Below are 21,604 nucleotides of genomic sequence, written 5' to 3'. Positions count from 1 at the left end.
ATTTGTTTTGGTGAAAGAAGTCGATTGCAGAAGATCGATTTCTTTCATTTTTTATGATAAAATGAAAATGCAGGTTGCTTGTATTAATGAACAGATAAACAAGAATTTACCTTATCAAGGAAGTGAAGAAAGATGAAAAAGTTATATTGGGATGTATCTGAAAGCGAAGGGTGCATTGGGTACATTGGAGTCTCTGCAAAGGATACAGAAGTTGTTTCTGCAGGAACAACGCTTTATCTCATGAGCGTCAAGGATAAGAATACGGAGTATCAAAGATATGCAGATACATATGATTTGAAATTTATATTTGATGATGACATTCCCCAAATTGGTTTTTATACGGTTCCCCGAGTTGGTATTTTTGCAAAAGACAGCCTGGGAGGGTTATTTGGTACAATTGGTAAAACAACGGATATAGATGATGCTGCGCCCATTTGTTATATTAATAAAAGCAAAGAGAGCTTTTCGATTGCGGATAGCTTAAAAGTTTTTTTGAAGATGCTTGCGTCGGAATATGATTGGAGAACGAACATGACTCCTAATCATAATATTGTATTCTACAAATCAAAAGTAGATGCAGAGAACAGCTTAGAATTTTTAAAAATACGTCGAGAAATCGAAAACAGCGATTGTTAAATTCCAATTTATGACGGAGATGATGGGATGAATTTTATATATAAAAACGGAGTTAGGGTTGACGATTATAACAAACTCGGAGCTGCAGTAGGTTGGAGCACTTTGAACAATGAGCGGGCTCAAGCTGGTATTGAGCGTTCAAGGATGGCTGTTAGTCGCTTAAAACGGGATGGAAAGTTAAAATTGTATTGATATCAGCAAAAGTTAAAGAGCAATTTTATGAAAGATTTGGTTTCATTGAACGTCCAATTGACAACAAAATCATTGGTATGATTCAGTTTCGTCACTATTTCAATGATTATATTGAAAAGTATGCTGGCCATATCGGTTATTCTGTTCGACCGGATGAGAGAAGAAAAGGGTATGCCAAGAGAATGCTTTCTGATTGTCTGCAAATTTGTAAGGCTTATGGACTTAAGGATGTTCTGATCTTATGTATTCAAGGGAATGAAGGAAGTAAACGAACCATTATGGCAAACGGTGGAATATATGAAAGTACCGTGTATTGTGAATCTGATGATGTGTACCTTGAAAGATATTGGATACACCTATAAATTTCAATTTATTGAGAAGACAATATATATTTTCAATCGGAGAATTATATAAAATATATTAAATAACTTCAGTAAGATGCTTGAACTGAATAAATGCATCTAAATCCGGCAAATGGTATAAGCCATTTGCCCCAAATAGATGTATATAGGTTTTCGAAAGTTTTGAAGCATAAATATGCAAAATTCAAATTTTTGATCAGGTGATTAACAAATGGAGATAAAACAGATTTTTGAAAATAAAAAGCAATATATCGATTTACTTTTGCTTGCTGATGAACAGGAAAGTATGATAGACAAATACTTGGAACGTGGAGATATGTTTGTCTTATGTGATGACGACTTAAAGGCAATTTGTGTTGTTACAAATGAAGGAAAAGGTATCTTTGAAATTAAAAATATTGCAACAGTACCAAAATATCAAGGGCAAGGTTACGGAAAACAACTTGTCAATTACCTTTTCGAACATTATAGAAGCGAATGTTCTACAATGCTTGTCGGCACTGGTGATAGTCCTGCCACCATTCCTTTTTATCAGAAATGTGGTTTTGTGATTTCCCACAGGATAAAAGATTTTTTTATTGACAACTACGACCATCCTATTTTCGAAGGTGGTAAGCGACTTACTGATATGGTATATCTGAAAAAACACTTATCCAATAAATAAGATAGCTATCTGGTTGTCTTTTCCCATTTTAATAAATAGCGGTTATCAAATCTTCTGAATTCCATAACCCCTATTCATTTTAAACCAGATCATTTTGTAACACGGCCAAGTTGACCGGGTGCCTCTTTGTTTCTGTTGACACAGTTTAAATTCTGTGATACCATTGGTAATTACCGATGGGGTAATATATAAATCAGCCTGAGATACTTTTTGACACTTATGTCTTAAATCAGGCAATACAAATATTAATGCTATGTGTACCCAGGGGAGTGATATTATTTGGAATTTAAACTTGCTTTATTTCAACATTCTTTAATACAAAAGCAAGCTGTCAGCGAGATCATAAAATGCAATGACTTGACTATGCGTTACGGCCTCGTTTTAACAGAGAAACAAGCAATTGAATTGGTGGAAACTCGTTTCTTTGCTCTGAAAGAAACAGGAAGAATTGAGTTTGGCGGCGGCGTTATCGATAAAATTATCTATGAATTTTGTGATTCTCCCTACATTTCCATGCATAATTATGAGGAAACCCTGCACGATCTGATTGAAATGTTTTATTACTATAAGAATGAAACGCTTGATCTCATCAGTGATGATGACTTGATAAGCTATATGAAAAATGCATTTGATGGTAAATGTCGTGGTTCCTTAGAACTGTTATCTGGACGTGAGTTGTACAAATTGGCTCATAATCTGCGGTATGGCTATTCTGCAGATGATGAGGAGGGTGAAGATGGAGAGTATTGATAAAATAAGCAGGATAGATAGATCCAAACTTAGCGGAGAATATTATTTTCAGTCTCTGCTGGAACAGGCTTACCATTGTGGTTTGTTGCTTGATTCTGATTTAGAGAGAATACAATTTGATTGTCTTTCTATTTTAGCAAAGCAGACAGAACGTTACAACAGCGGGGACAGCAGTTCCATACGGATTGAAACTGCACAAAATATATTGGTGTCTGTCATGTATACAATTGGTATGTGCTTAAAGACATATACAAATCCCGATGATGCTGTCATTGCACTCCAAAACGAAAAAATGGAAACGTTGTTTGAAGAAGGAAGGCGTCAAATTGACCGAATGGTGAATACTACAAAAATTCTTCATTCCAATATCATTCAGCATTTGGTGGATACGCAGAATGTTTTTTATCGTTCTACTGTTGTCGATGCTATTAGGGGATTCTTCAAACTGTATTATCCGGAATTTGGGGCGCAGGAGATCCATATTACAGGAGATTATCCTACATGCAATGGCGTTTCGGATTTAGCGGGAGTTGAGTTTATTCGGAAATATCTTGAAAGTATCTACTGCGAAAATACATTTTGTGCGTGTTTTCCAGTAGAAAACATACATCATTTGCTTTGCGGATATCATGAAGACTATCAGAATTTACTTTTTAATATCTATGAACCTGTGTTGACCTCAGCACTTGGTTGTGCACTTGTCGATAAGGATATACGTGCATTAGAGTTGTCTTTTTTTGATATAACATATCTTGACCGTCTATTTAAAAATACGGATAAAAGTGAAATCGAATCCATACTCAGGCAGGTACTTGATAAGGTGAAGCAGGCATTATCGCTATCGGATAATTTGATGAACTACCTGAATGACAGCCTTTCCCGAATTGCTACTGACATTTGGAATTCTTCCAGGACGCATACAACGGATAAGGTCTTTGTTATACCGTACTATCCAGAGAATGATCCCTTTGTTTCCTTTTCATATGGAGAAAAAATGGATAATGATCGATATCGTAAACTTGTGGAAGAAATCATGCAATGCAATATGACAGAAGATAAGATCATGATAATAAAAGAGAAAATTAACTCTTTCGCAGATTTTGCAGATATATTGCTGGATGCCGAGTTTTCTTCGGCCGAAATTCCCGAAGTTTTGAAACTACTAAACCCGGTAGAATTAGCAGCCTTAGCAAAAAAATATCCATATCAAAACGATTTGGAAATGCTGGACATGAAGGAAAATGAAAGACTTTTGTGTAATTGTCTGAAAAAGTTTGTGAATTCGCTCACAAATGAAGAGCAAAAATGGATTGAAAGGATGGTTAAACTTTTAAAACTAAAAGAAGAGTAAAGTTTGTTTCGCCGCTGTGTATTAATAAAATTCAATACCCGCCAACCGCAGAGGAATTCGATAAAGGCGGATATGATAGTATTAGAGTAAATATGCGACGAATGTTTTAAGATTAAAAATAATCCGAGAAATAAGGTGTCTGCTGTTCAATTGCATCCTCCAGCATATCCAGTATTTCTGGGGTGCATGAAATGCGTCCGATCCTATGAAGATAATCCGGTCGCTTGTATCCAAGGAGCATGGTTGTCATAGTTTGGATATCGGTCTTTGCACTGCTGCGTTCTGCCGCACGAACGACCTCACCTTTTCCATCCGGACTGATTCGCAAGGTAAAAGTTCCTTGATTCCATGAAAGAAGCGGATCGTCCAATGTAAAGGTCCATTCTCGTTTTCCTGTATCCGGCTTAAAGGGATATTGTTTTATAAATTGCTCCAAATCTACAATACGAGCCATATAATAAGGAGCTATGGTTTCTTTGATATCTGCATCTTCCAATAAAAATGCCAGAGGTTCATCCATATGAATATCGCCTATGACTTTTGAAATCATGGAAAAGTGTGCACTGATAAAATTCCATAGTCCGCTGCGGGCTTCTTCATTGACGAATATCATATCTTTAATGTGGAAAACCTCGTCTTCTATCCAGTAAAGGACATAACCGTCTGGTTGCCTTTCGTCATTATAATAAATAGCTGCCATCAGGTCATCAGGATCCCACAACCAGTATTCGTTCCAAGCCAGATCATTTCGTAACATTGCACCGTGAGTTTGGAGAGCAAAACGTTCATATGTTTTCTTTATGGCATCGCTCTTGACATCGGTTCGTTCCACTTCACCGGACACTTGTTTGTTTTTAGGTAATTGATAATCATTAACTTCAAAGGTTATTTTATCAGAGATGATTTCCCACCCCTTTCTGCGGTAGTAAGGAATGGAATAGGGGTACAGAAAGGAAATTGACTGTTTTTTTTCTTGCATATTTGATAGTGCTTGATATAACAGTTTATGCATTAAACCTTGATTAGAATATTCAGGGAAGGTACCAACGCCTGTCAGTCCCCCCATGTCATAGGTATGATTGAATATTCTGACCTGAAAAGGATAAACTGCTACTTGAGAGACCAACTTATCCCCATCAAACCATCCTAAGACATCAGCTTCCTTCAGAACAGGTGACTTGGCACGGACCATGTCCCGATCTTCCCACCCGATTTTGTGCAGATCGTTATCCGTCACCTGGAAAACATATCGTAACAATTGATTGTACTGTTCCAGATGTTCTACTCCGACCTTATGCATTTTTAAATTTTTTTTTCGACTCATACGGTTCTCCTTTCTCAGAAAATATTGTGAAATTCATTTTATTATTTTTCCCATTGTTAAACTACCTATAACTGTACATAAAACTTTCTTCCTCTAATTTTATTATATACCTTTAATAAATCTATGAATTTTTACATACACTTTTATCCTATCATCAATCCATCTTTTTGTCTATGTACACTCGTAAGGCTGATAAATAAGAGAAAATGTGCTGAAGAGAACTGCTGGGGCACATAGGGAAATCGAGTTTTCCATAATATGAGTTGACCTAAATGGGTTTCAAAAAAAGGCTTCATTAATTTATTAAATAGTAATACAATGGAGTTATTAAACTATTATTAGTTTCTGATGATTTGTAGTATGCCGAGTTTTCTATGATCTGATTATAAAATAAGAAGTAGCTCAAAAAACATTTTTTATTATGTTTTATGCCTTGAGCTTGCAAAAGGAGTGGATATAAATATGATAAATAATAAATTGAATTTCTATTTCTTTGGAGAAATCGGTGATTATGACCGATATAATCCGGCTTATGTATGTAATAAAGAGTATGTACCTGAGATACTATATATAATCGCATCAAATGAACCATATTCAATATCTAAATATGAAATAGCAAATATTCTAAGATTAAATGAGGAAAAAGTTGATAATATTATTAATGATCTTGGATTAATTAATGCAATAGAATGTAGAGATAATACATATAGGACAACGTTTCCAGTTTTTTTAGAAGGAGATATAACGAAAATGGAGCAATACTTGAGTAATATAGGTGAAGTTATTGGAGATAAGATAATATCATTACAGAATGTAATTAACCCCAAATTATCGGACTTAGAATGTTCAAAGCATTATAATAAAGAAAGAATACTTTATCATATTATTTGTGATGATGTTTTCGACGATATGTCATTTGATTTTTTTGCAGAAAGGGGTATCTTTTGCACATCAAAAATTCAGCCCGGTAATAGGGCATATATAATAATAGGTTATGAAGATAGCAAAACAGTAGAAACACACAGTAACAAATTACTATGCAGCAGTAATAATTACAGAAGTTCAGAATTTATATTTAACAGTTTTGGAGATTCAAATGGTTCAAGAAGGGATATGTACAGGTTTTTCAGGATGATAGAAGAATATATTGATAATGCGACACCTTTTCATGATCTAAATATATCGTATAACAGAACTCTGAACGACATGAACAAAGAAATTGCACAAAATTGCGGAGAACTAATAATCAATATACTTACTAAACACACTAAGTATAATCAGTTTTCGGAAAGGGAAAAAAATTTGCTTAATCTTCTAAAACAACTTAAATATATTAATATTAATGAATTTGATAACTCTATAACGATAGATGTGCCAATATTCTACTCATCTGAAAAAACAATTATCAAGGATATATCGGATATTATACTTTCAAACATATTTCCAATAGTAAGAGAAGCCTTTCAAAAATTTCAGGTTAAGATGCCTGGGTTAACAGCATTAAAGCATGAGGTTGATATAAAGGAAATAGCGAATGAATTATGGCATCAGATTTTTGGCCTTACCAATGAATATTTAGTAAAGAAAGAGGTTGTATCATTGCCGCCAGATATATATGGAGAAGGCAGATATTTAAGAAGCTTTAAAATTAATTCGACCTTATAATATGAGCAGTTCTCAAACTTTATTTTTAATGGGAAATTTTATTGAAATTCTTAACCCATGAGGTTCAACATTCTGAAAACTGATTTTCCCTTTATGGGCTTTTACTATTTGGCGTACCAAATTTAATCCTAAACCATGAACAGGCTCACCGCCTTTATCACACACAATTGATTTTACCTGTGCAGAATTTAGTCGTTCTAACAAAGTCGGAGAGATTCCCTTTCCTGTATCTTCAACTACTATAACACAACAGTTCTCATCGTCTGAAATAGTAACATTGATATTACAGCCATGAGGGTTATGAGTGATACTGTTGTGAATCAGATTTTCGAGCATTCGTGCAAGAAGATCCGAATCTCCTTCGATAACAATTTTTTCAGCACATGAATGGGTTTTTAAGTCTAAAACAAATGATGAATCTAAACCGTTGTTTAGAAAGTCGCTTATTACCTGCCGGGTTAATTCTACAGGGCTAATCAAGGTTTTATTTATAGGTTCCATTGAGTATTCCAATTTTGATGCGAGGTTTAAGTCCATAATAAGTTTTCGTAGTTTTTCCCCATGTTTGCGAATAATTCCGGCTTGTGTCCGGGTTTCAGTGGTAAGCCTGTCGTCATCTTCTATTTCTCCGGCATATCCCAGCATAATGGAGAGAGGGGTACGGATATCATGGGATATGGCACATATCCATTCGGAACGGGCAGAATCTTTTTTTATAAGTTGATTGACAGCTTTATTCAACTCAGTATTAATCTCTTTAAGTTCACCTTTCTCAGTGAGCTTGACTGATTTCCCTTCTGCCATCATTTCGATGCCCGTAAGAATAGGACTGACTGCTTTTTCTACTCGGTGGATGTTGTGCCAAAATAGAATCAGCATTAAAAGGATGTTAGCGGAAAATATCACAATGATACCTATAAGACCGGAAAAAAGATAATCGTAATCCATAGTAAATGTATATTTAACAACAGAGTGTTTAGGATATCCTACGACAAAAAGTCCCGCCGGATGTTTCCAAACCCTAACCGGATAATCCTGTAAATACCACTTGCTGAATTGTGCAATTTGGGTAGAAGTATAATTTCGGGGCAATTCTTCAGGTAAATTTTCTTCCCAGATCACTTTCCCACGATCGTTTAATATCATTGCCCAAGCATTTTGTTCATACAAAAGTTTTGAAAAATTTTTATCAGTCTCTATACCTTTATCGTTTACTGTTATGAGCTTTGCCAAGCGGCTTATGGGAAGGTCAGACTTGGCGGACAGATTAGAGGATGATATGGCAATAACTGTAACCAGTATGCAATTAAGCAAAAGAAATAGTAAAAGAATTCCAAAGGTTGAAAGCAGATATTTTCGAAAGAAACGCTGTGCTGTTTTCACCGTTGTACCTCCTTCAAAACAAGTTTATACCCTAATCCCTTTATCGTTATAAGGGCTTCGGGAGCAGAAGGATTTTTTTCTATTTTTTCTCGAAGATGACGAATGTGAGTCATCAATGTTGTTTCATAACCCTGCCATATTTCCCCGCAAACGGTTTGGCACAGTGCGCCTATTGTTACGATACGGCCGGCATTTTCTGAAAGCTTCAGAAAAATATTATATTCTTTTGCCGTCAAAGGAATAGTTTTACCAAAACGGTGCACTTCTGCTTTATCCAAATCTACCTCTGCTGCCGGGAGAATAACAATACGGTTACCTCTCGGATATGTTCGCTTTAATATTGCCTGAACTCGGAGTAAGAGCTCCTTTGGCAGAAAAGGTTTTACTACGTAGTCATCTGCACCTAATTCAAAACCTGAAAACCTGTCTTCGGCTTCTCCTTTTGCTGTAAGCATTAAAACGGGAACTTTGCTGACTTTTCGTATTTCTTTCAGTAATGTAAAACCATCAATATCAGGCAGCATCACATCCAATATAACCATAGCAGGCATTTTTTGCTTAAGTACTTCAAGGGCCTCTTTACCTGATGCTGCAGTTGTAATCTGTGTAAAACCTGCCCGTTCAAAAATTGACCTTATCATGGTCAATAGTTCCAACTCATCATCTATAACTAAAATCGAACTGTCCTTCATGAAATGTACCTCCTTCTCTGCATAACCATTAAACTTAAGCCGGACTGCTCCTGCTATTATTATACAATGATATAACAAATATGTATATGATAAGGAGAAATCTCAAGGCAAACTCAAGGTTATCTCAAAATAGTCTCAATATTGATGGAGTACAATTTTTATATAAAAATGAAAGGAGAATACAATATGAATGATTTTATAATTAAAACGTCCGGTCTAACAAAAATATACGGAAAGCAAAAAAGTGTTGCCGATTTGAATCTCAATGTAAGAAAAGGCAGGATATACGGTCTCCTTGGACGTAACGGTGCAGGAAAGACAACAACTATGAAAATGCTCTTAAATCTTATTCAACCGACCTCCGGTAAGGTATACATTTTCGGTAAAGATATGGGGACCGGGGAGAGATATATTTTACCTCACATAGGCAGCTTGGTTGAATCTCCGGGATTCTATCCCAATCTTACTGGGACGGAAAATTTAAAAATTTTTGCAGAATTACGTCACATGACAAATCAAAATGCGATTAAAGATGCACTGAATTTAGTAGGACTTCCCTATAAAGACAAAAAACTGTTTTCAAAATATTCTCTCGGCATGAAACAGCGTCTTGCAATTGCGCTGGCGGTTATGCATGATCCGGAGCTGTTGATTTTAGATGAACCGATTAATGGTCTTGATCCTATTGGTATTGCCGAGATTCGTTCATTTTTTCGAGAGCTCTGTGATGTAAAAGGGAAGACCATTCTTATTTCCAGTCATATTCTTTCGGAAATCTCATTGTTGGCTGATGATATCGGAATTATAGATCATGGAGTTTTGCTAAAAGAAGAAAGCTTGAGGGAACTGGAAAAGCAGAATATGAGATATATTCATTTTGGTGTATCGAATTCGGCAGAAGCGGCTCAAATTTTGAAAACGACTTTTAAGACTCAGAATTTCCACGTGGAAGATGAATACAATATACGTTTGTATGAATTTTCACTTGAAATACCGAAGGTTAACCGAGCGTTCATAGAAAAAGGAATTGAGCTTACGGAATCTCATGTTTGCGAAGACACATTAGAGGATTACTTTAAAAGAATTACGGGGGGTGTAGGTATTGCTTAAAATTATTCACTGCGAATTTGCTAAACTGAAAAGAAAACATTTTGTTTTTCTTGTAATTTTAGCGGCATTACTGTTTCCAATACCTATGACTGCAATGTTTTTATTGCTTCCAAGACTTCATGATAAATATCCTACTGCCGCTATGCAGTTTGACGGAATGTGGCAGTCCGTACTCGGCTTTGGAATTCAAATGCTGCTGCCTTGTATCTTAGGTGTTTTAGCAGCAATTCTATTTTTTATGGAAAGGGACAACAATACCTTTAAAAATTTGCGCGCTATTCCGGTTACAAGTAAACAAATGGTAGTAGGAAAAATAGCCGTGCTTTTTATCTTTAGCATCATTTTCTGTCTTGCATCGACAATAGTTTCTATATTGTTAGGCGGAGTATTTTTTGAAGTAACAGGTGTTTTCTATAAATTGTGGATGTCAGTACTGATGGGGATTATGGTTACAGCAGGAACTCTACCTTTGGTTATTGTTATCGTACTGTTTAACAAAACCTATATTTTCTCTGTTTTACTATGTATTTTTTATAGTGTGCTCAATTCCTTTGCGGAATTTATGATGACTGAGCTGCCAAAAGCCGTTGTATTTGCTTTACCTGTTCCGCTTATTAACCTGTGGTCATCTAACGATATGCAAAACCATGTGATTATGGGTGATGCCGATGACTTGCTGATGTTTAAATCTCTTGACCTTATTCCCTCTACGAAACTTACCTTTACAATTCTGGCAGTTATGGCATTTACCTCTGTGGGAATCATTATATATCTGTATAAGAAATGGGAGGAGTGCTGATATGAGAAGCATTATAAAAACGGAACTTTATAAAATGAAACACTACTCCATACCGTTCATTGGAGTGGCCTTGATGTTATTATCCGTATTGTTGACAATATTCACTTCTATGGCAAATGATGGTTCTGTTTGGGATTTTACCTACTTTACGGAACAGGTCATTAAAAACAACATGACGACATTTTTTCCAGCATGCATTACATTAATTATGGGGTATCTCATTACCCGAGAACAAAGAGACGATACTCTGAAAAGCATTTTAACAGTGCCGGTGAGCTTTCGAAAGCTGCTGACAGGAAAACTGATTGTAGGATCGATTTTGTCGCTGACCTTTGGGATCGTATGTACGGTATTCACGATTATTTTCAATTTTATTGCGGGTTTCCCGGGATTCACTTTGCAACTGGCGTTGCGGGGACTTATTCAAACCACCATTGTGAATTTGCTGCTTTATATTGCGGTTATGCCCATTATTATCGTTACCAGCAAAGCCCAGAGCGGTTTCCTTGTAGGTGTTATTTTTGCTTTTGCTTATGGGTACGGAGGTATGTTTGCTGCCGGAAGTGAATTTTTGTATAACATGTACCCCATTACAGCGGCGCTGGGCATAGTACGGTATAGAGCCTATGATCCTTCCGTTAGATGGAATACTCCTTTATGTATTTTCAGTCTGGGACTTACACTTTTATTGTCCGTAATTTTGATATTAGCAACGGATAATAAGATGGAACTTAAAAAACCTGCTAAAAAACATGTGAAAGCAGTTCCTAAAAAAGGATGGTAACGAAAGCTATAAAAAATCATTCCCTTGATGTTATCTGTTTCTGCGTATATACTGAGATTAAGATATTCGCATAATGGACAGACGTACACAACCAATACCATTGTCTGCCCATTGGCAATATTAAAATATTTCAGGAGCCTCAAAACGGTATGCCGAAAGAAAACAGAAAAAAGGAGTGATGTAATCCATGTATAAAATAATGATTATTGAAGACGACCCTGTAATTCGGGAAGAATTATCTGTTCTTTTGAGAGGCAGCGGTTATTCCGTTAATATCCCGATGAATTTTTCAAACATTATCAATGATATAAAAAATTGTAACCCTCATTTGATTTTACTGGATATAAATCTGCCTGTACAGGATGGTTTTAAAATATGCTCTAACATTCGTACCTTTTCAAATGTGCCTATTATTTTCGTAACAAGCCGAGATACGGATATGGACGAATTGAACAGTATTATGTTAGGTGGGGATGATTTTATCACGAAACCTTATAATACCTCCATCTTGTTAGCTCGTATTGCTTCTCTGCTGAAACGTGCCTATGCCTCGGGACAGGTAGATTTAATGACCTATCATGAAATAACCCTGCATTTGGAAAGCAGTAAGGTAGAATATCAAAATAACTTTGCTGAACTCACAAAAAACGAATTAAAGATTTTGGTTTTTCTTTTTAAGAATGCCGGGAAAATTGTTCCTCGTGCAGATTTAGTGGAATATCTTTGGGATAATCAGCTTTATATAGATGATAATGCTTTGAGTGTGAATATAACAAGGCTTAGGGATAAGCTCAGGCAAATAGGAGTGGCGGATTTGATCCAAACCAAACACCGTCAGGGGTATATGATATGAGCTGCAGGGATTATTTAAAGGATCAGATTCCTTGCATCATTACTCATATTCTTTCCATGGTAGGTTTTACTGTTTTCATGTCTGCAGTAAACATTGATAAAGATATCATCTGTATTCTTCTTATCTCATGGGCTTTGATTGTAATTTTTTATATAGGCATATGTTACTGTTTTCGATACAGATATTTTAAACAAATTCTTTTACAGCTTGACAGTTTGGATAAAAAGTATCTGATTGCTGAAGTGATGGATATGCCGACACGAGAGGATGACAAAATATATTATAATATTTTGAGGACATCTAATAAATCCATGATAGAAGAGGTATCTCGCTCTAAGCGGGAACGGGGAGAATATAAGGAATATATCGAACAATGGATACATGATGTAAAAACACCTATCGCCGCTATGCAGCTTGTATGTGAAAACAATAAATCCGATACTACAAGAAAGGTAATGGCAGAGTTAGAGAAAATCAGCCATTTTGTAGATCAGGCGCTCTACTATGCCCGCAGCGAAAATGTGGAAAAGGATTATCTGATTAAAGAAGTCGTTTTATCGGATATGGTTCATGCCGCCATTGGGGAAAACAAACAACTTCTTCTTCAAAACCATATTTCCGTCCGGGTAGAGAATTGTGAATATACCGTTTATACCGACGAGAAATGGATTGGTTTTATTTTAAATCAGCTTATTGTCAACGGGGTAAAATACAGAAGCGATCATCCTCTTTTGATTTTTGAGTCTTGTTCTGAGCAGAGCAAGGTTAAGCTCCTTATTCGAGACAATGGCATCGGAATTTCCGCAAGCGATTTGCCGCGAATTTTTGATAAAGGCTTTACCGGCAAAAACGGAAGAACCGGCAGAAATTCTACAGGCATCGGTTTGTACTTATGCAAACGGCTGTGTGACAAATTAGGTATCGGCATTTCAGCCCATTCAAAGCAAGGGCAGGGGACGACAATAGAACTTAGTTTTCCAAAAGGTGACTTTGTTAAAGTTCGGGGGTGAAATTTCTGTACTTCTTACATTTTTGTAAGAACTGTGTAAGAAAAGTCGATACACTTTAATTTCTCTATTCCTTAAAATGAATATGAGGTGAAATAAATGGAACAAATTTTAAGGATCGAACATATTGAAAAATATTATGGGAACAAGGGAAATATCACCAAAGCTATTGACGATATCAGCTTTGAAGTTAGCAACGGTGAGTTTATTGCCATTATGGGAGCTTCCGGTTCCGGGAAAACAACACTTTTAAACTGTATTTCCACTATTGATACGGTCAGTGCCGGCCATATTTTTTTGGATAATACCGATATTACGGAAATCAAGGAAAAGAACTTGGCTCGTTTCCGCAGGGAAAATTTGGGCTTTGTTTTTCAGGATTTTAACCTTCTGGATACCCTGACTATAGGTGAAAACATTGCCATGGCTTTGACTATCAATAAAGTACCTGAGAATGATATAGACCGGCGTGTGGAGGAAATGGCCGAAAAGCTTGACATTCTCTCCATTCTGAATAAGTTTCCCTATCAGGTTTCCGGCGGACAAAAGCAACGATGTGCCTGTGCCAGGGCAATGATCAATAATCCCAAACTGATTTTGGCTGACGAGCCGACTGGAGCCCTGGACAGCCATTCCGCACAAATGCTTCTTACCACTATTCAAACCATGAATCAAGAGCTTAATGCAACTATCCTTATAGTTACTCATGATGCTTTTACTGCCAGCTATTCCAGGAGGGTTCTGTTTCTGAAGGATGGGCGAATTTTCACAGAAATACAGAGGGGCGAACAATCCCGTAAACAATTGTTTGGAAAAATCCTTGATGTGATGACACTGCTGGGAGGTGACCTGTCCGATGTACGTTAAATTAGCTCTGAGAAATGTAAAACGTTCCGCAAAGGATTATTTAATTTATCTGCTGACCATGGTTCTTTCTGTGGGTTTGTTTTATGGATTTCTTTCCATTACTAGTCCGTTTTATAACAGCAGGTTACCTATTCAAATGAATCTGGATTATTTTTCTGGCAAGATGAAAATTATTATACCGCTGATTGCCATGCTGCTTGTTTTTTTGATTTCTTACGTAAATCGCTATACGATTAAGCGAAGGAAGAAAGAATTTGCACTACAAATTATTATGGGTATGGAGCAGCGAACAGTTGCCTATATGTTTTTTATAGAAATGCTCTTAATGGGACTGATTGCCGTTGTTATGGGAATTCTCTTTGGGACATTACTATCGCAAATTGTAAGCGCTATTATCATGGCTTCCTTTGGAGAATCTTATCATTTTTATTTTTCGATATTTCCGGACACGATTTTATGGACACTGACGTTTTTTACCGCATTGTTTATTATCATCGGATTTGGAAACGTTCATGTAATCCGTAAGCAGAAAGTAATTGACATGCTTCATGACAGCTATAATACGGAAAGCACGGTTACCATAAAGGATATGCTTTTTTCAAGTGTGATATTATCTTCTGCTTTAGCTATCTGTATCTTGCTCCTTTGTTTTATAAAGATCATTCCCTTTTGGAATCAATTCGGCCAAAGAGCAATGAAGCTGGTTGCTGCCTGTACATTCGGCACGATAATTTTTTTGATTTGTGCCGCTATCTTTGTTGTTACGACTTGTAAAATGAAAAGAGAGGGAAGTCTGGTTGCTGCTCTGCTTTCCGTCACCGGATTGGCAACAGGTATTTTCTTGTTACAAATGCAAGGACTTATTGATGATATGCTGAGAATGGGTATGATCAGCGGAGGAATTTATAATTTCGTTCCCCCGGTGCTTTCAATGGGAATGGTTATATTTAGTCTTGTTGCCTTTTTTTGCTGTATTTCATGGATGGTGGTTCTTGCAAAAAAGAAATCAAAAAAATTCCGGTTTCAGAATCTGTTTTTGTTGGGGCAAATTATTTCAAAATTAAAAACAAATTCAAAAACTATGGCAATTTTGACCTGCGTTTTTATGAGTTCACTTGTTTTACTTGGATGGATGCCTACCTATACTGCACAGGCAGACGGATATTTGAAAGTGCGTTCTATCTACGACGTACAAATCTTTTCAGCATATACAAGAGTGGATAATATTAATGATTTACCAAAGGCAGAAATGGATTATTCATACATTGATACTTATTTGGCGAAGGGAGGTTATGAAGTTGCTGGTACCGCAAATGTGGAAACATATTTTCTAAAAGACAGCGATTTTAATATAAGAATAGAAAATTATATGCCTGTTCTTGGCATTTCATTAAGCGATTACAACTCTCTGCTTAGGCTATCGGGACATGAGGAAATATCCCTGCCCAAAAACAGTTTTGCCGTCGCTTGGTCTAATACAGCATTATCTGATGAAATAAGGCAATTCAATAAACTGCATACACAAATACGGGCTGGGGAATGCACACTTACGAAGGCCAAGGGAGCAGATTATCAGATAAATGTGGGTATGGGGATTTTTACAAGCCGTATGAAGGCGGTTTATATCTTGCCTGATTCTGTGTGTAATACACTCACCCTTGGAACCACCTATTATGCTGCAAATACCACGGAGCCTCTTTCTTATGATTTCGCAGTAAATATGGATAATGAAGTAAGCCATTGGCTAAACGATACTGGTATTATTCCAAAAGACAGTGGATATGTGAGACTTAAAACGTTACAGCTTAACGAGGGAATATCCAACTCTCTTATGCTTCGTCTTGGGGGAACTTATACAAGCTTGGTGTTAATTGTCATATGTCTCACTATTTTAGCATTGCAGCAGCTTACAGATGCAACAGAACATAAAAAGCGCTTTGAAATTATAGGAAAACTGGGAGTGGATAAAAAACAAATCAGTCGTTATATCCGGCAACAAATGTCCGTATGGTTTGGTATTCCCATTTTAGTGGCGTTTTGCGGTTCAGGAGCAGTTTTTGCCTACTTATCAAAGGCAAACTATCGGGAATATATCCCTTATGTTACAGAGCATCAGGTATTTACAAATATTTTAAACATCTATGGAATTTTTATTTTAGTATTTATCTGTTATTTATCAGTTACCTATACTCTGTTTAAACGGAATGTAATATCATGAAATTTATTTTTAATGGAGTTTATGATAATCCTTTATTTATGATATAATTTGAATTAAGATAAAATAAATTAACTATATAATTTTCACTTATGATGGTAAATATGGCAGGGAGGTGTAATATTGAAAATTAAAGAAATAAAGGAAATTTTAAATGCAGAAATCTTAACGGGAGAAGAATATCTCGACAGAGAGGTGAAGTATGCATTTAGTTCTGATTTGATGAGTGATATACTTGCTTGTGTGAATTCGGAAACTATACTTTTAACAGGACTTAATAATCCTCAAATAATGAAGGCGGCGGAGATGGTTGACCTATCGGCAATTGTATTTGTTAGAGGGAAAAGGCCTGCAAGCACAATAATTGAGATAGCGAAAAAGAAGAACTTTGTTATAATGTTTACTGAAGAGACAATGTATACTGCATCTGGAAAATTATATAAGGAGAATTTAGAGGGACTTACTATTAAAAAGGAAGTTGGCAACCAATGAGCAATAATTTAATCAATATGGAGTATGAAGTAGCCAGAAATGATTTTGCTACTGCAGGGGATGCATCAAGCAATATAAAAAAGATTCTTGTTCAACTGGGAATTAATCCCCAAATAGTACGAAGGACAGCTATAGTTACTTATGAGGCGGAAATGAATTTAGTGATTCATTCTATTGGAGGGAAAATATTTGTAAATATTTCTCCAAAGGAAATAGAAATTATAGCTGAAGATAAAGGCCCAGGAATTGAAGATATTGATTTAGTTATGCAGGAAGGATATTCAACCGCATCTAATGATATAAGAGAACTTGGCTTTGGTGCAGGAATGGGACTTCCTAATATGAAAAAATTTTGTGATAAATTTGATATTGCTTCAGAAATTAATAAGGGAACAACTGTAAATATGAAAATATATATTAGCTAATAAAATTGGATTAGGTGGTATGAAAAATGAGAGAATATTTTCATTCCGTAGTATTGAATGATGAGAAATGCATAGGGTGTACAAATTGCATGCGACGATGCCCTACAGAAGCTATAAGGGTCAGAAATAAAAAGGCTGTTATTACAAAGGAAAGATGTATTGATTGCGGAGAATGTATAAGAGTATGCCCAAGTCATGCACAGAATTCTGTTACAGATGACTTAAGCAGATTAAAGGAGTTTAAATTCAATATAGCTATTCCAAGCATATCTTTATATGGACAATTTAACAGCAGCGTAGATATGGACAGGGTATATGAGGGAATTCGGGAAATAGGTTTTGATTGTGTTTTTGACGAAGGAATAGCAGCTGATATATTGACTAATGTTATTAAGCATATGATTAACAGGAAAGATATTCGCAAACCTATTATATCTTCTATGTGCCCGGCAATATTAAGGCTTATACAAGTTAAATTTCCTTCTCTTATAGAAAATATAGTTAATGTCGAATCTCCGATGGAAATAGCGGGAAGATTGGCAAGAGAAGCTGCAGAGAGACAATATGGTTATAAGTCAGAAGAAATAGGAGTATTTTGTTTGGCATCATGTCCTGCAAAGGTTACCAGCATCATGAAACCCATAGGAATAGAGAAGTCTTCATTAAACGGAGCTATTGCAATAAATAAGATATATGGCCCAGTTGTTGAAAAGATGAAGAGGATTGAGTCCTGTAATCATTATGAAAAAGGGACTGTAAATGGGATAAGCTGGGCAACGGTAGGGGGGCAGAGTAAATCCATTGGAATAGATAATTATATTGCAGTAGACGGAATTGAAAATGTAATAGGAGTATTGGAGAAGATGGAACTTGGAAAGCTTGATAGTGTAGTGTACTTTGAAGGGTTAGCTTGTATGGGAGGATGTGTAGGAGGACCTTTAAATGTGGAAAATCCCTTTATAGCTAAAAGTATTATTGAAAGGTTATCTTACTATACAGGATATAATGTAACCGCTACTAAATATACTGATGAAGATTATATTAAGAAGATATTAGAAAATGGAATTATAAATTGGACAAATAAAATTGAACAGAAGGGAATATTGAATTTAGATGAGGATATAAATAGGGCGATGGAAAAATTGGCAAGAATGAAAAGAATAGAAAACGCATTACCGGGACTTGACTGCGGTTCTTGCGGAGCTCCAACTTGTCATGCTTTGGCGGAAGATACCATAAGGGGTTTTGCCCAAGTAAAAGATTGCATATTTATAAAGGATTTGAAAAAATTAAATGATGATGGAGGAGAAATATGAAACTTAAAGATATAGCTGAAAATTTAAAATTGGAAGCAATAGGGGGATTTGATGAAAACAGGGAAGTCGACGGAGCATATATAGGAGATTTGTTAAGTGTTGTGATGGCCAATGGAAAAGAAAACAATATTTGGATTACCATTCAGACTCATATTAATATTATTGCAGTTGCTGTTTTAGTAAATATGTCCGGCATAATCATAGCTGAAGATATGGAAATTGATAAAAATACTGTTGAAAAAGCTAAAGAGGAAAAAGTAGCTTTATTTAAATCTAAACTTACCAGTTATGAAATTGCCTGTCAATTAAATAATTTGGGTATTTAATATGAAATATTCTTTTGATATGCATATACATTCGTCTTTATCTCCATGTGCATCTGATGATATGACGCCTAACAATATTGTGAATATGGCATATATAAAAAAGCTCAATATTATTTCCATAACGGATCATAATTCAATGATAAATGTAAGTTCAGCAGAAAAAATTGCATATAAAAGAGGAATACTATTGATACCGGGAATGGAAGTAAATACGAAAGAAGAGGTTCATATTCTCTGTTATTTTAGGAATATTGAAGAAGGATTGGAATTTGGGAAACTGATATATGATAGTATTCCTGACATAAAAAATGCAGAAAAATTTTTTGGACAACAGCTGGCATTAGATGAAGAGGATTCTGTAATATATAGGGAAGAGAAGCTTCTTACCAGTGCCAGCAGCTATTCTATAGATGAAATAGATAAATTAGTTAAGAAATATAACGGAATAATTGTTCCTGCCCATATAGACAGGAAATCTTACAGTATACTGTCTGTCCTCGGATTTATTCCAAAAAATTTAGACATATCCACTGTGGAAATTTCTTCTGAATGCAATGAAGAAATGATAGAAAAAATGAACATAAAGGGCATTTATAATATCATTACGAATTCGGATGCCCATGATCTATGGCAAATAAACGAAGCCGAAAATTTTATGGAATTGAGCAGTTTGAATTTAAATGAAGTTTTTAGGTATCTAAGAAATAAGGAGAAACGGATAAAATGAAAGAACTGTCACTTCATGTTTTAGATTTGGGCATAAATTCTATAGATGCTGAAGCAAATAAAATAACTATAGTAATAAATGAAGATACGAAAAATGATATCTTATCTGTTGAGATAGATGATGACGGTAAGGGAATGGATGAATATACTGCCAATAATGCGGTTAACCCTTTTGTAACAACGAGAAAGACAAGAAAAGTAGGACTGGGAATTCCATTAACCGAGCAGGCGGCTAAACAGTGTGGCGGAGATTTTAATATTGAATCTGTGAAAGGCAAGGGAACAAGGATAAAATTTTCTTTCAAATATTTTCACATAGACAGGGAACCCCTTGGAAACATGGGACAGACAATAATGACTTTAATCAACACAAATAAAGACGTAGATATTTATTATAAACATATTTATGACAAAAATGAGTTTATCTTCGATACGATACAAATAAAGAAAATTCTTGGTTCTGTTGATATAAACAGTCCCGATATATTGCTATGGATAAGGGATTACATTAACGATAATATAGCTGAAATTAAGAAAAAGATGTATTAATGATTCCATGGAAAACTTTTTTATACAATTGTCCTTTGATTTTGTGGATTTTATAAATACCCTATGAAGTAGTTAGGGTATTTTTTGTTTATATATTTTTACATAAAATTGTAGCTTGTAAATGAAAAATATAAATGGTAAACTAATTATGTATAATACCTAATTCATTTATAATGGAAAGGTGTTTCTATTGACAAAAGGAGATAAATATTTAATAATCATTATTATAATCATAAGCCTAATTTCTATTATATATGTGGAAAGAGATGCAACATCGTATAATTCAAAATATATTAGTATTCAAGTGAATGGGAAGGAGTACAAAAAAATTACTTTTAATCCGAAAATGGTAGGAAAAACCATACCAATTAAAACGAAATACGGTTATAATTTAATAGAAATAGGGGATGAAAAAGTTAGAGTAATTGAGGCAGATTGTCCTGATAAATTAGATGTGAAGCAGCGATATATTTCTAAGCCTGGAGAAACGATAGTTTGCTTGCCGAATAGACTAATAATTGAAATCAAAGGAGAAAATGGTGAAAATGAAATAGATTATCTTAGCTATTAAGAAAGCGGGGTATTTGTGAGAAATATAAGGAGTATGTTGTTTTTGGCATTGCTGGTTTCTATGGGATTGGCATTAAGTATTATAGAATCCTTTATTCCTGTCCCTTTTATTATACCTGGAGCTAAACTGGGACTTTCCAATATTGTCATATTGATAACTTTAGTATTATTTGGCTTTAAAGAAGCATTAATTGTAGGAATATTGAAGAGTATAGCTTTTGTGTTAAGCACAGGAAGTGTTTCCAGTTTAATATATAGTTTATTAGGTTCGGTTTTTAGTTGCCTAATTATGTATTTTGTCTATAAATACTTTTCCAATATATTTAGTCTTATTGGAGTAAGTATATTTGGGGCAGTAGCTCATAATGTTTCTCAAGTGGCAGTGGCAAGTCTGATAATGAATAATTTTAAGGTATTTTCTTATTTACCCCCATTGCTTCCCGTAAGTCTTCTTACAGGATATTTTGTTGGTCTTTCTTCAATTTATATTAATAAAAATTTAGAAAAAAATTTAAAAAAAATAGGAATTAATAGAGATTAGGTGGT

General features: G+C 35.2%; 25 protein-coding genes. 22 read left to right on the top strand and 3 right to left on the bottom strand.

The window, feature by feature from the left end:
- Positions 1–10: 10 nt before the first annotated feature.
- The 6 genes from EQM13_RS18860 (at position 11) to EQM13_RS11860 (ending at position 3,955) form a co-directional block, all read left to right on the top strand.
- Positions 11–136, top strand: coding sequence for a hypothetical protein (locus tag EQM13_RS18860; RefSeq protein ID WP_255417522.1), 126 nt, complete (start codon positions 11–13; stop codon positions 134–136).
- Positions 133–636, top strand: coding sequence for a hypothetical protein (locus EQM13_RS11880; protein ID WP_071141372.1), 504 nt, complete (start codon positions 133–135; stop codon positions 634–636). Before EQM13_RS18860 ends, EQM13_RS11880 begins: the two co-directional genes overlap by 4 nt.
- Before the next feature lie 188 nt (positions 637–824).
- Positions 825–1,190: a GNAT family N-acetyltransferase gene (locus EQM13_RS11875; protein ID WP_240662929.1), complete on the top strand. Its 366-nt coding sequence runs from the start codon at positions 825–827 to the stop codon at positions 1,188–1,190.
- Positions 1,191–1,401: 211 nt separating this feature from the next.
- Positions 1,402–1,854, top strand: coding sequence for a GNAT family N-acetyltransferase (locus EQM13_RS11870; RefSeq protein WP_128752770.1), 453 nt, complete (start codon positions 1,402–1,404; stop codon positions 1,852–1,854).
- A 279-nt stretch (positions 1,855–2,133) separates the two neighbouring features.
- Positions 2,134–2,604 carry a DUF6323 family protein gene (locus EQM13_RS11865; RefSeq protein ID WP_071141377.1) on the top strand — a complete coding sequence of 157 codons (471 nt, stop codon included), beginning with the start codon at positions 2,134–2,136 and terminating at the stop codon, positions 2,602–2,604.
- The gene (locus tag EQM13_RS11860) at positions 2,591–3,955 is read left to right on the top strand and encodes a DUF6179 domain-containing protein (protein WP_128752768.1); all 1,365 of its coding nucleotides are present in this window, start codon (positions 2,591–2,593) and stop codon (positions 3,953–3,955) included. The genes EQM13_RS11865 and EQM13_RS11860 overlap by 14 nt, the downstream gene beginning before the upstream one ends.
- Positions 3,956–4,067: 112 nt before the next feature.
- Here EQM13_RS11860 and EQM13_RS11855 read toward each other — a convergent pair whose 3' ends face one another.
- On the bottom strand, positions 4,068–5,279 hold the full coding sequence (locus EQM13_RS11855) for a GNAT family N-acetyltransferase (RefSeq protein ID WP_071141379.1): 1,212 nt from the start codon (positions 5,277–5,279) through the stop codon (positions 4,068–4,070).
- 462 nt (positions 5,280–5,741) lie between these two features.
- Between EQM13_RS11855 and EQM13_RS11850 the strand changes: the two genes are divergently transcribed.
- Positions 5,742–6,944, top strand: coding sequence for a hypothetical protein (locus EQM13_RS11850; protein ID WP_128752766.1), 1,203 nt, complete (start codon positions 5,742–5,744; stop codon positions 6,942–6,944).
- 12 nt (positions 6,945–6,956) lie between these two features.
- Here EQM13_RS11850 and EQM13_RS11845 read toward each other — a convergent pair whose 3' ends face one another.
- Both EQM13_RS11845 and EQM13_RS11840 read right to left on the bottom strand, forming a co-directional pair.
- A complete protein-coding gene (locus EQM13_RS11845; RefSeq protein ID WP_128752764.1) occupies positions 6,957–8,327 on the bottom strand; it encodes a sensor histidine kinase in 1,371 nt (456 codons plus the stop codon).
- Positions 8,324–9,019 carry a response regulator transcription factor gene (locus EQM13_RS11840; protein WP_114219889.1) on the bottom strand — a complete coding sequence of 232 codons (696 nt, stop codon included), beginning with the start codon at positions 9,017–9,019 and terminating at the stop codon, positions 8,324–8,326. Before EQM13_RS11840 ends, EQM13_RS11845 begins: the two co-directional genes overlap by 4 nt.
- A 186-nt stretch (positions 9,020–9,205) precedes the next feature.
- Between EQM13_RS11840 and EQM13_RS11835 the strand changes: the two genes are divergently transcribed.
- The 15 genes from EQM13_RS11835 to EQM13_RS11765 all read left to right on the top strand — a co-directional run bounded on the left by EQM13_RS11835 (position 9,206) and on the right by EQM13_RS11765 (position 21,599).
- Positions 9,206–10,129 carry an ABC transporter ATP-binding protein gene (locus EQM13_RS11835; protein WP_128752763.1) on the top strand — a complete coding sequence of 308 codons (924 nt, stop codon included), beginning with the start codon at positions 9,206–9,208 and terminating at the stop codon, positions 10,127–10,129.
- Positions 10,122–10,928 carry an ABC transporter permease gene (locus tag EQM13_RS11830; RefSeq protein WP_128752761.1) on the top strand — a complete coding sequence of 269 codons (807 nt, stop codon included), beginning with the start codon at positions 10,122–10,124 and terminating at the stop codon, positions 10,926–10,928. The genes EQM13_RS11835 and EQM13_RS11830 overlap by 8 nt, the downstream gene beginning before the upstream one ends.
- A gap of 1 nt (position 10,929) precedes the next feature.
- Positions 10,930–11,712, top strand: a complete 783-nt coding sequence (locus tag EQM13_RS11825; protein ID WP_128752760.1) for an ABC transporter permease — start codon at positions 10,930–10,932, stop codon at positions 11,710–11,712.
- Between the two features lie 187 nt (positions 11,713–11,899).
- Complete coding sequence (locus tag EQM13_RS11820; RefSeq protein ID WP_128752758.1) at positions 11,900–12,565, top strand: response regulator transcription factor; 666 nt, start codon at positions 11,900–11,902, stop codon at positions 12,563–12,565.
- Positions 12,562–13,575, top strand: coding sequence for a sensor histidine kinase (locus EQM13_RS11815; protein ID WP_128752756.1), 1,014 nt, complete (start codon positions 12,562–12,564; stop codon positions 13,573–13,575). The genes EQM13_RS11820 and EQM13_RS11815 overlap by 4 nt, the downstream gene beginning before the upstream one ends.
- Before the next feature lie 96 nt (positions 13,576–13,671).
- Positions 13,672–14,439, top strand: coding sequence for an ABC transporter ATP-binding protein (locus EQM13_RS11810; RefSeq protein ID WP_114219894.1), 768 nt, complete (start codon positions 13,672–13,674; stop codon positions 14,437–14,439).
- On the top strand, positions 14,429–16,657 hold the full coding sequence (locus EQM13_RS11805) for an FtsX-like permease family protein (protein WP_128752754.1): 2,229 nt from the start codon (positions 14,429–14,431) through the stop codon (positions 16,655–16,657). Before EQM13_RS11810 ends, EQM13_RS11805 begins: the two co-directional genes overlap by 11 nt.
- A gap of 120 nt (positions 16,658–16,777) precedes the next feature.
- Entirely contained in the window at positions 16,778–17,146 is a 369-nt protein-coding gene (locus tag EQM13_RS11800) for a DRTGG domain-containing protein (protein WP_114218128.1), read from the top strand.
- A complete protein-coding gene (locus tag EQM13_RS11795) occupies positions 17,143–17,571 on the top strand; it encodes an ATP-binding protein (protein ID WP_170177314.1) in 429 nt (142 codons plus the stop codon). Before EQM13_RS11800 ends, EQM13_RS11795 begins: the two co-directional genes overlap by 4 nt.
- A gap of 26 nt (positions 17,572–17,597) precedes the next feature.
- A complete protein-coding gene (locus EQM13_RS11790; RefSeq protein WP_128752752.1) occupies positions 17,598–18,887 on the top strand; it encodes a [Fe-Fe] hydrogenase large subunit C-terminal domain-containing protein in 1,290 nt (429 codons plus the stop codon).
- On the top strand, positions 18,884–19,213 hold the full coding sequence (locus tag EQM13_RS11785; protein ID WP_071138938.1) for a DRTGG domain-containing protein: 330 nt from the start codon (positions 18,884–18,886) through the stop codon (positions 19,211–19,213). The genes EQM13_RS11790 and EQM13_RS11785 overlap by 4 nt, the downstream gene beginning before the upstream one ends.
- Position 19,214: 1 nt before the next feature.
- The gene (locus EQM13_RS11780) at positions 19,215–19,940 is read left to right on the top strand and encodes a PHP domain-containing protein (protein WP_128752750.1); all 726 of its coding nucleotides are present in this window, start codon (positions 19,215–19,217) and stop codon (positions 19,938–19,940) included.
- Complete coding sequence (locus EQM13_RS11775) at positions 19,937–20,488, top strand: ATP-binding protein (RefSeq protein WP_071138940.1); 552 nt, start codon at positions 19,937–19,939, stop codon at positions 20,486–20,488. Before EQM13_RS11780 ends, EQM13_RS11775 begins: the two co-directional genes overlap by 4 nt.
- A gap of 190 nt (positions 20,489–20,678) precedes the next feature.
- Positions 20,679–21,059: a NusG domain II-containing protein gene (locus EQM13_RS11770; protein WP_128752748.1), complete on the top strand. Its 381-nt coding sequence runs from the start codon at positions 20,679–20,681 to the stop codon at positions 21,057–21,059.
- 15 nt (positions 21,060–21,074) lie between these two features.
- Positions 21,075–21,599, top strand: a complete 525-nt coding sequence (locus EQM13_RS11765) for a Gx transporter family protein (RefSeq protein WP_240662928.1) — start codon at positions 21,075–21,077, stop codon at positions 21,597–21,599.
- Positions 21,600–21,604 lie beyond the last annotated feature (5 nt).

Source organism: Acidilutibacter cellobiosedens (assembly GCF_004103715.1).
Taxonomy (GTDB): Bacteria; Bacillota; Clostridia; order Tissierellales; family Acidilutibacteraceae; genus Acidilutibacter; species Acidilutibacter cellobiosedens.
This window is presented reverse-complemented; position numbering and strand designations above follow the sequence as displayed.

Coding starts and splice junctions, on each gene's coding strand:
- EQM13_RS11815 (WP_128752756.1), top strand. CDS start 12,562: ATGAGCTGCAGGGATTATTTAAAGGATCAGATTCCTTGCATCATTACT.
- EQM13_RS11855 (WP_071141379.1), bottom strand. CDS start 5,279: ATGAGTCGAAAAAAAAATTTAAAAATGCATAAGGTCGGAGTAGAACAT.
- EQM13_RS11880 (WP_071141372.1), top strand. CDS start 133: ATGAAAAAGTTATATTGGGATGTATCTGAAAGCGAAGGGTGCATTGGG.
- EQM13_RS11860 (WP_128752768.1), top strand. CDS start 2,591: ATGGAGAGTATTGATAAAATAAGCAGGATAGATAGATCCAAACTTAGC.
- EQM13_RS11780 (WP_128752750.1), top strand. CDS start 19,215: ATGAAATATTCTTTTGATATGCATATACATTCGTCTTTATCTCCATGT.
- EQM13_RS11795 (WP_170177314.1), top strand. CDS start 17,143: ATGAGCAATAATTTAATCAATATGGAGTATGAAGTAGCCAGAAATGAT.
- EQM13_RS11825 (WP_128752760.1), top strand. CDS start 10,930: ATGAGAAGCATTATAAAAACGGAACTTTATAAAATGAAACACTACTCC.
- EQM13_RS11810 (WP_114219894.1), top strand. CDS start 13,672: ATGGAACAAATTTTAAGGATCGAACATATTGAAAAATATTATGGGAAC.
- EQM13_RS11775 (WP_071138940.1), top strand. CDS start 19,937: ATGAAAGAACTGTCACTTCATGTTTTAGATTTGGGCATAAATTCTATA.
- EQM13_RS11835 (WP_128752763.1), top strand. CDS start 9,206: ATGAATGATTTTATAATTAAAACGTCCGGTCTAACAAAAATATACGGA.
- EQM13_RS11840 (WP_114219889.1), bottom strand. CDS start 9,019: ATGAAGGACAGTTCGATTTTAGTTATAGATGATGAGTTGGAACTATTG.
- EQM13_RS11850 (WP_128752766.1), top strand. CDS start 5,742: ATGATAAATAATAAATTGAATTTCTATTTCTTTGGAGAAATCGGTGAT.
- EQM13_RS11790 (WP_128752752.1), top strand. CDS start 17,598: ATGAGAGAATATTTTCATTCCGTAGTATTGAATGATGAGAAATGCATA.
- EQM13_RS11820 (WP_128752758.1), top strand. CDS start 11,900: ATGTATAAAATAATGATTATTGAAGACGACCCTGTAATTCGGGAAGAA.
- EQM13_RS11870 (WP_128752770.1), top strand. CDS start 1,402: ATGGAGATAAAACAGATTTTTGAAAATAAAAAGCAATATATCGATTTA.
- EQM13_RS11785 (WP_071138938.1), top strand. CDS start 18,884: ATGAAACTTAAAGATATAGCTGAAAATTTAAAATTGGAAGCAATAGGG.
- EQM13_RS11805 (WP_128752754.1), top strand. CDS start 14,429: ATGTACGTTAAATTAGCTCTGAGAAATGTAAAACGTTCCGCAAAGGAT.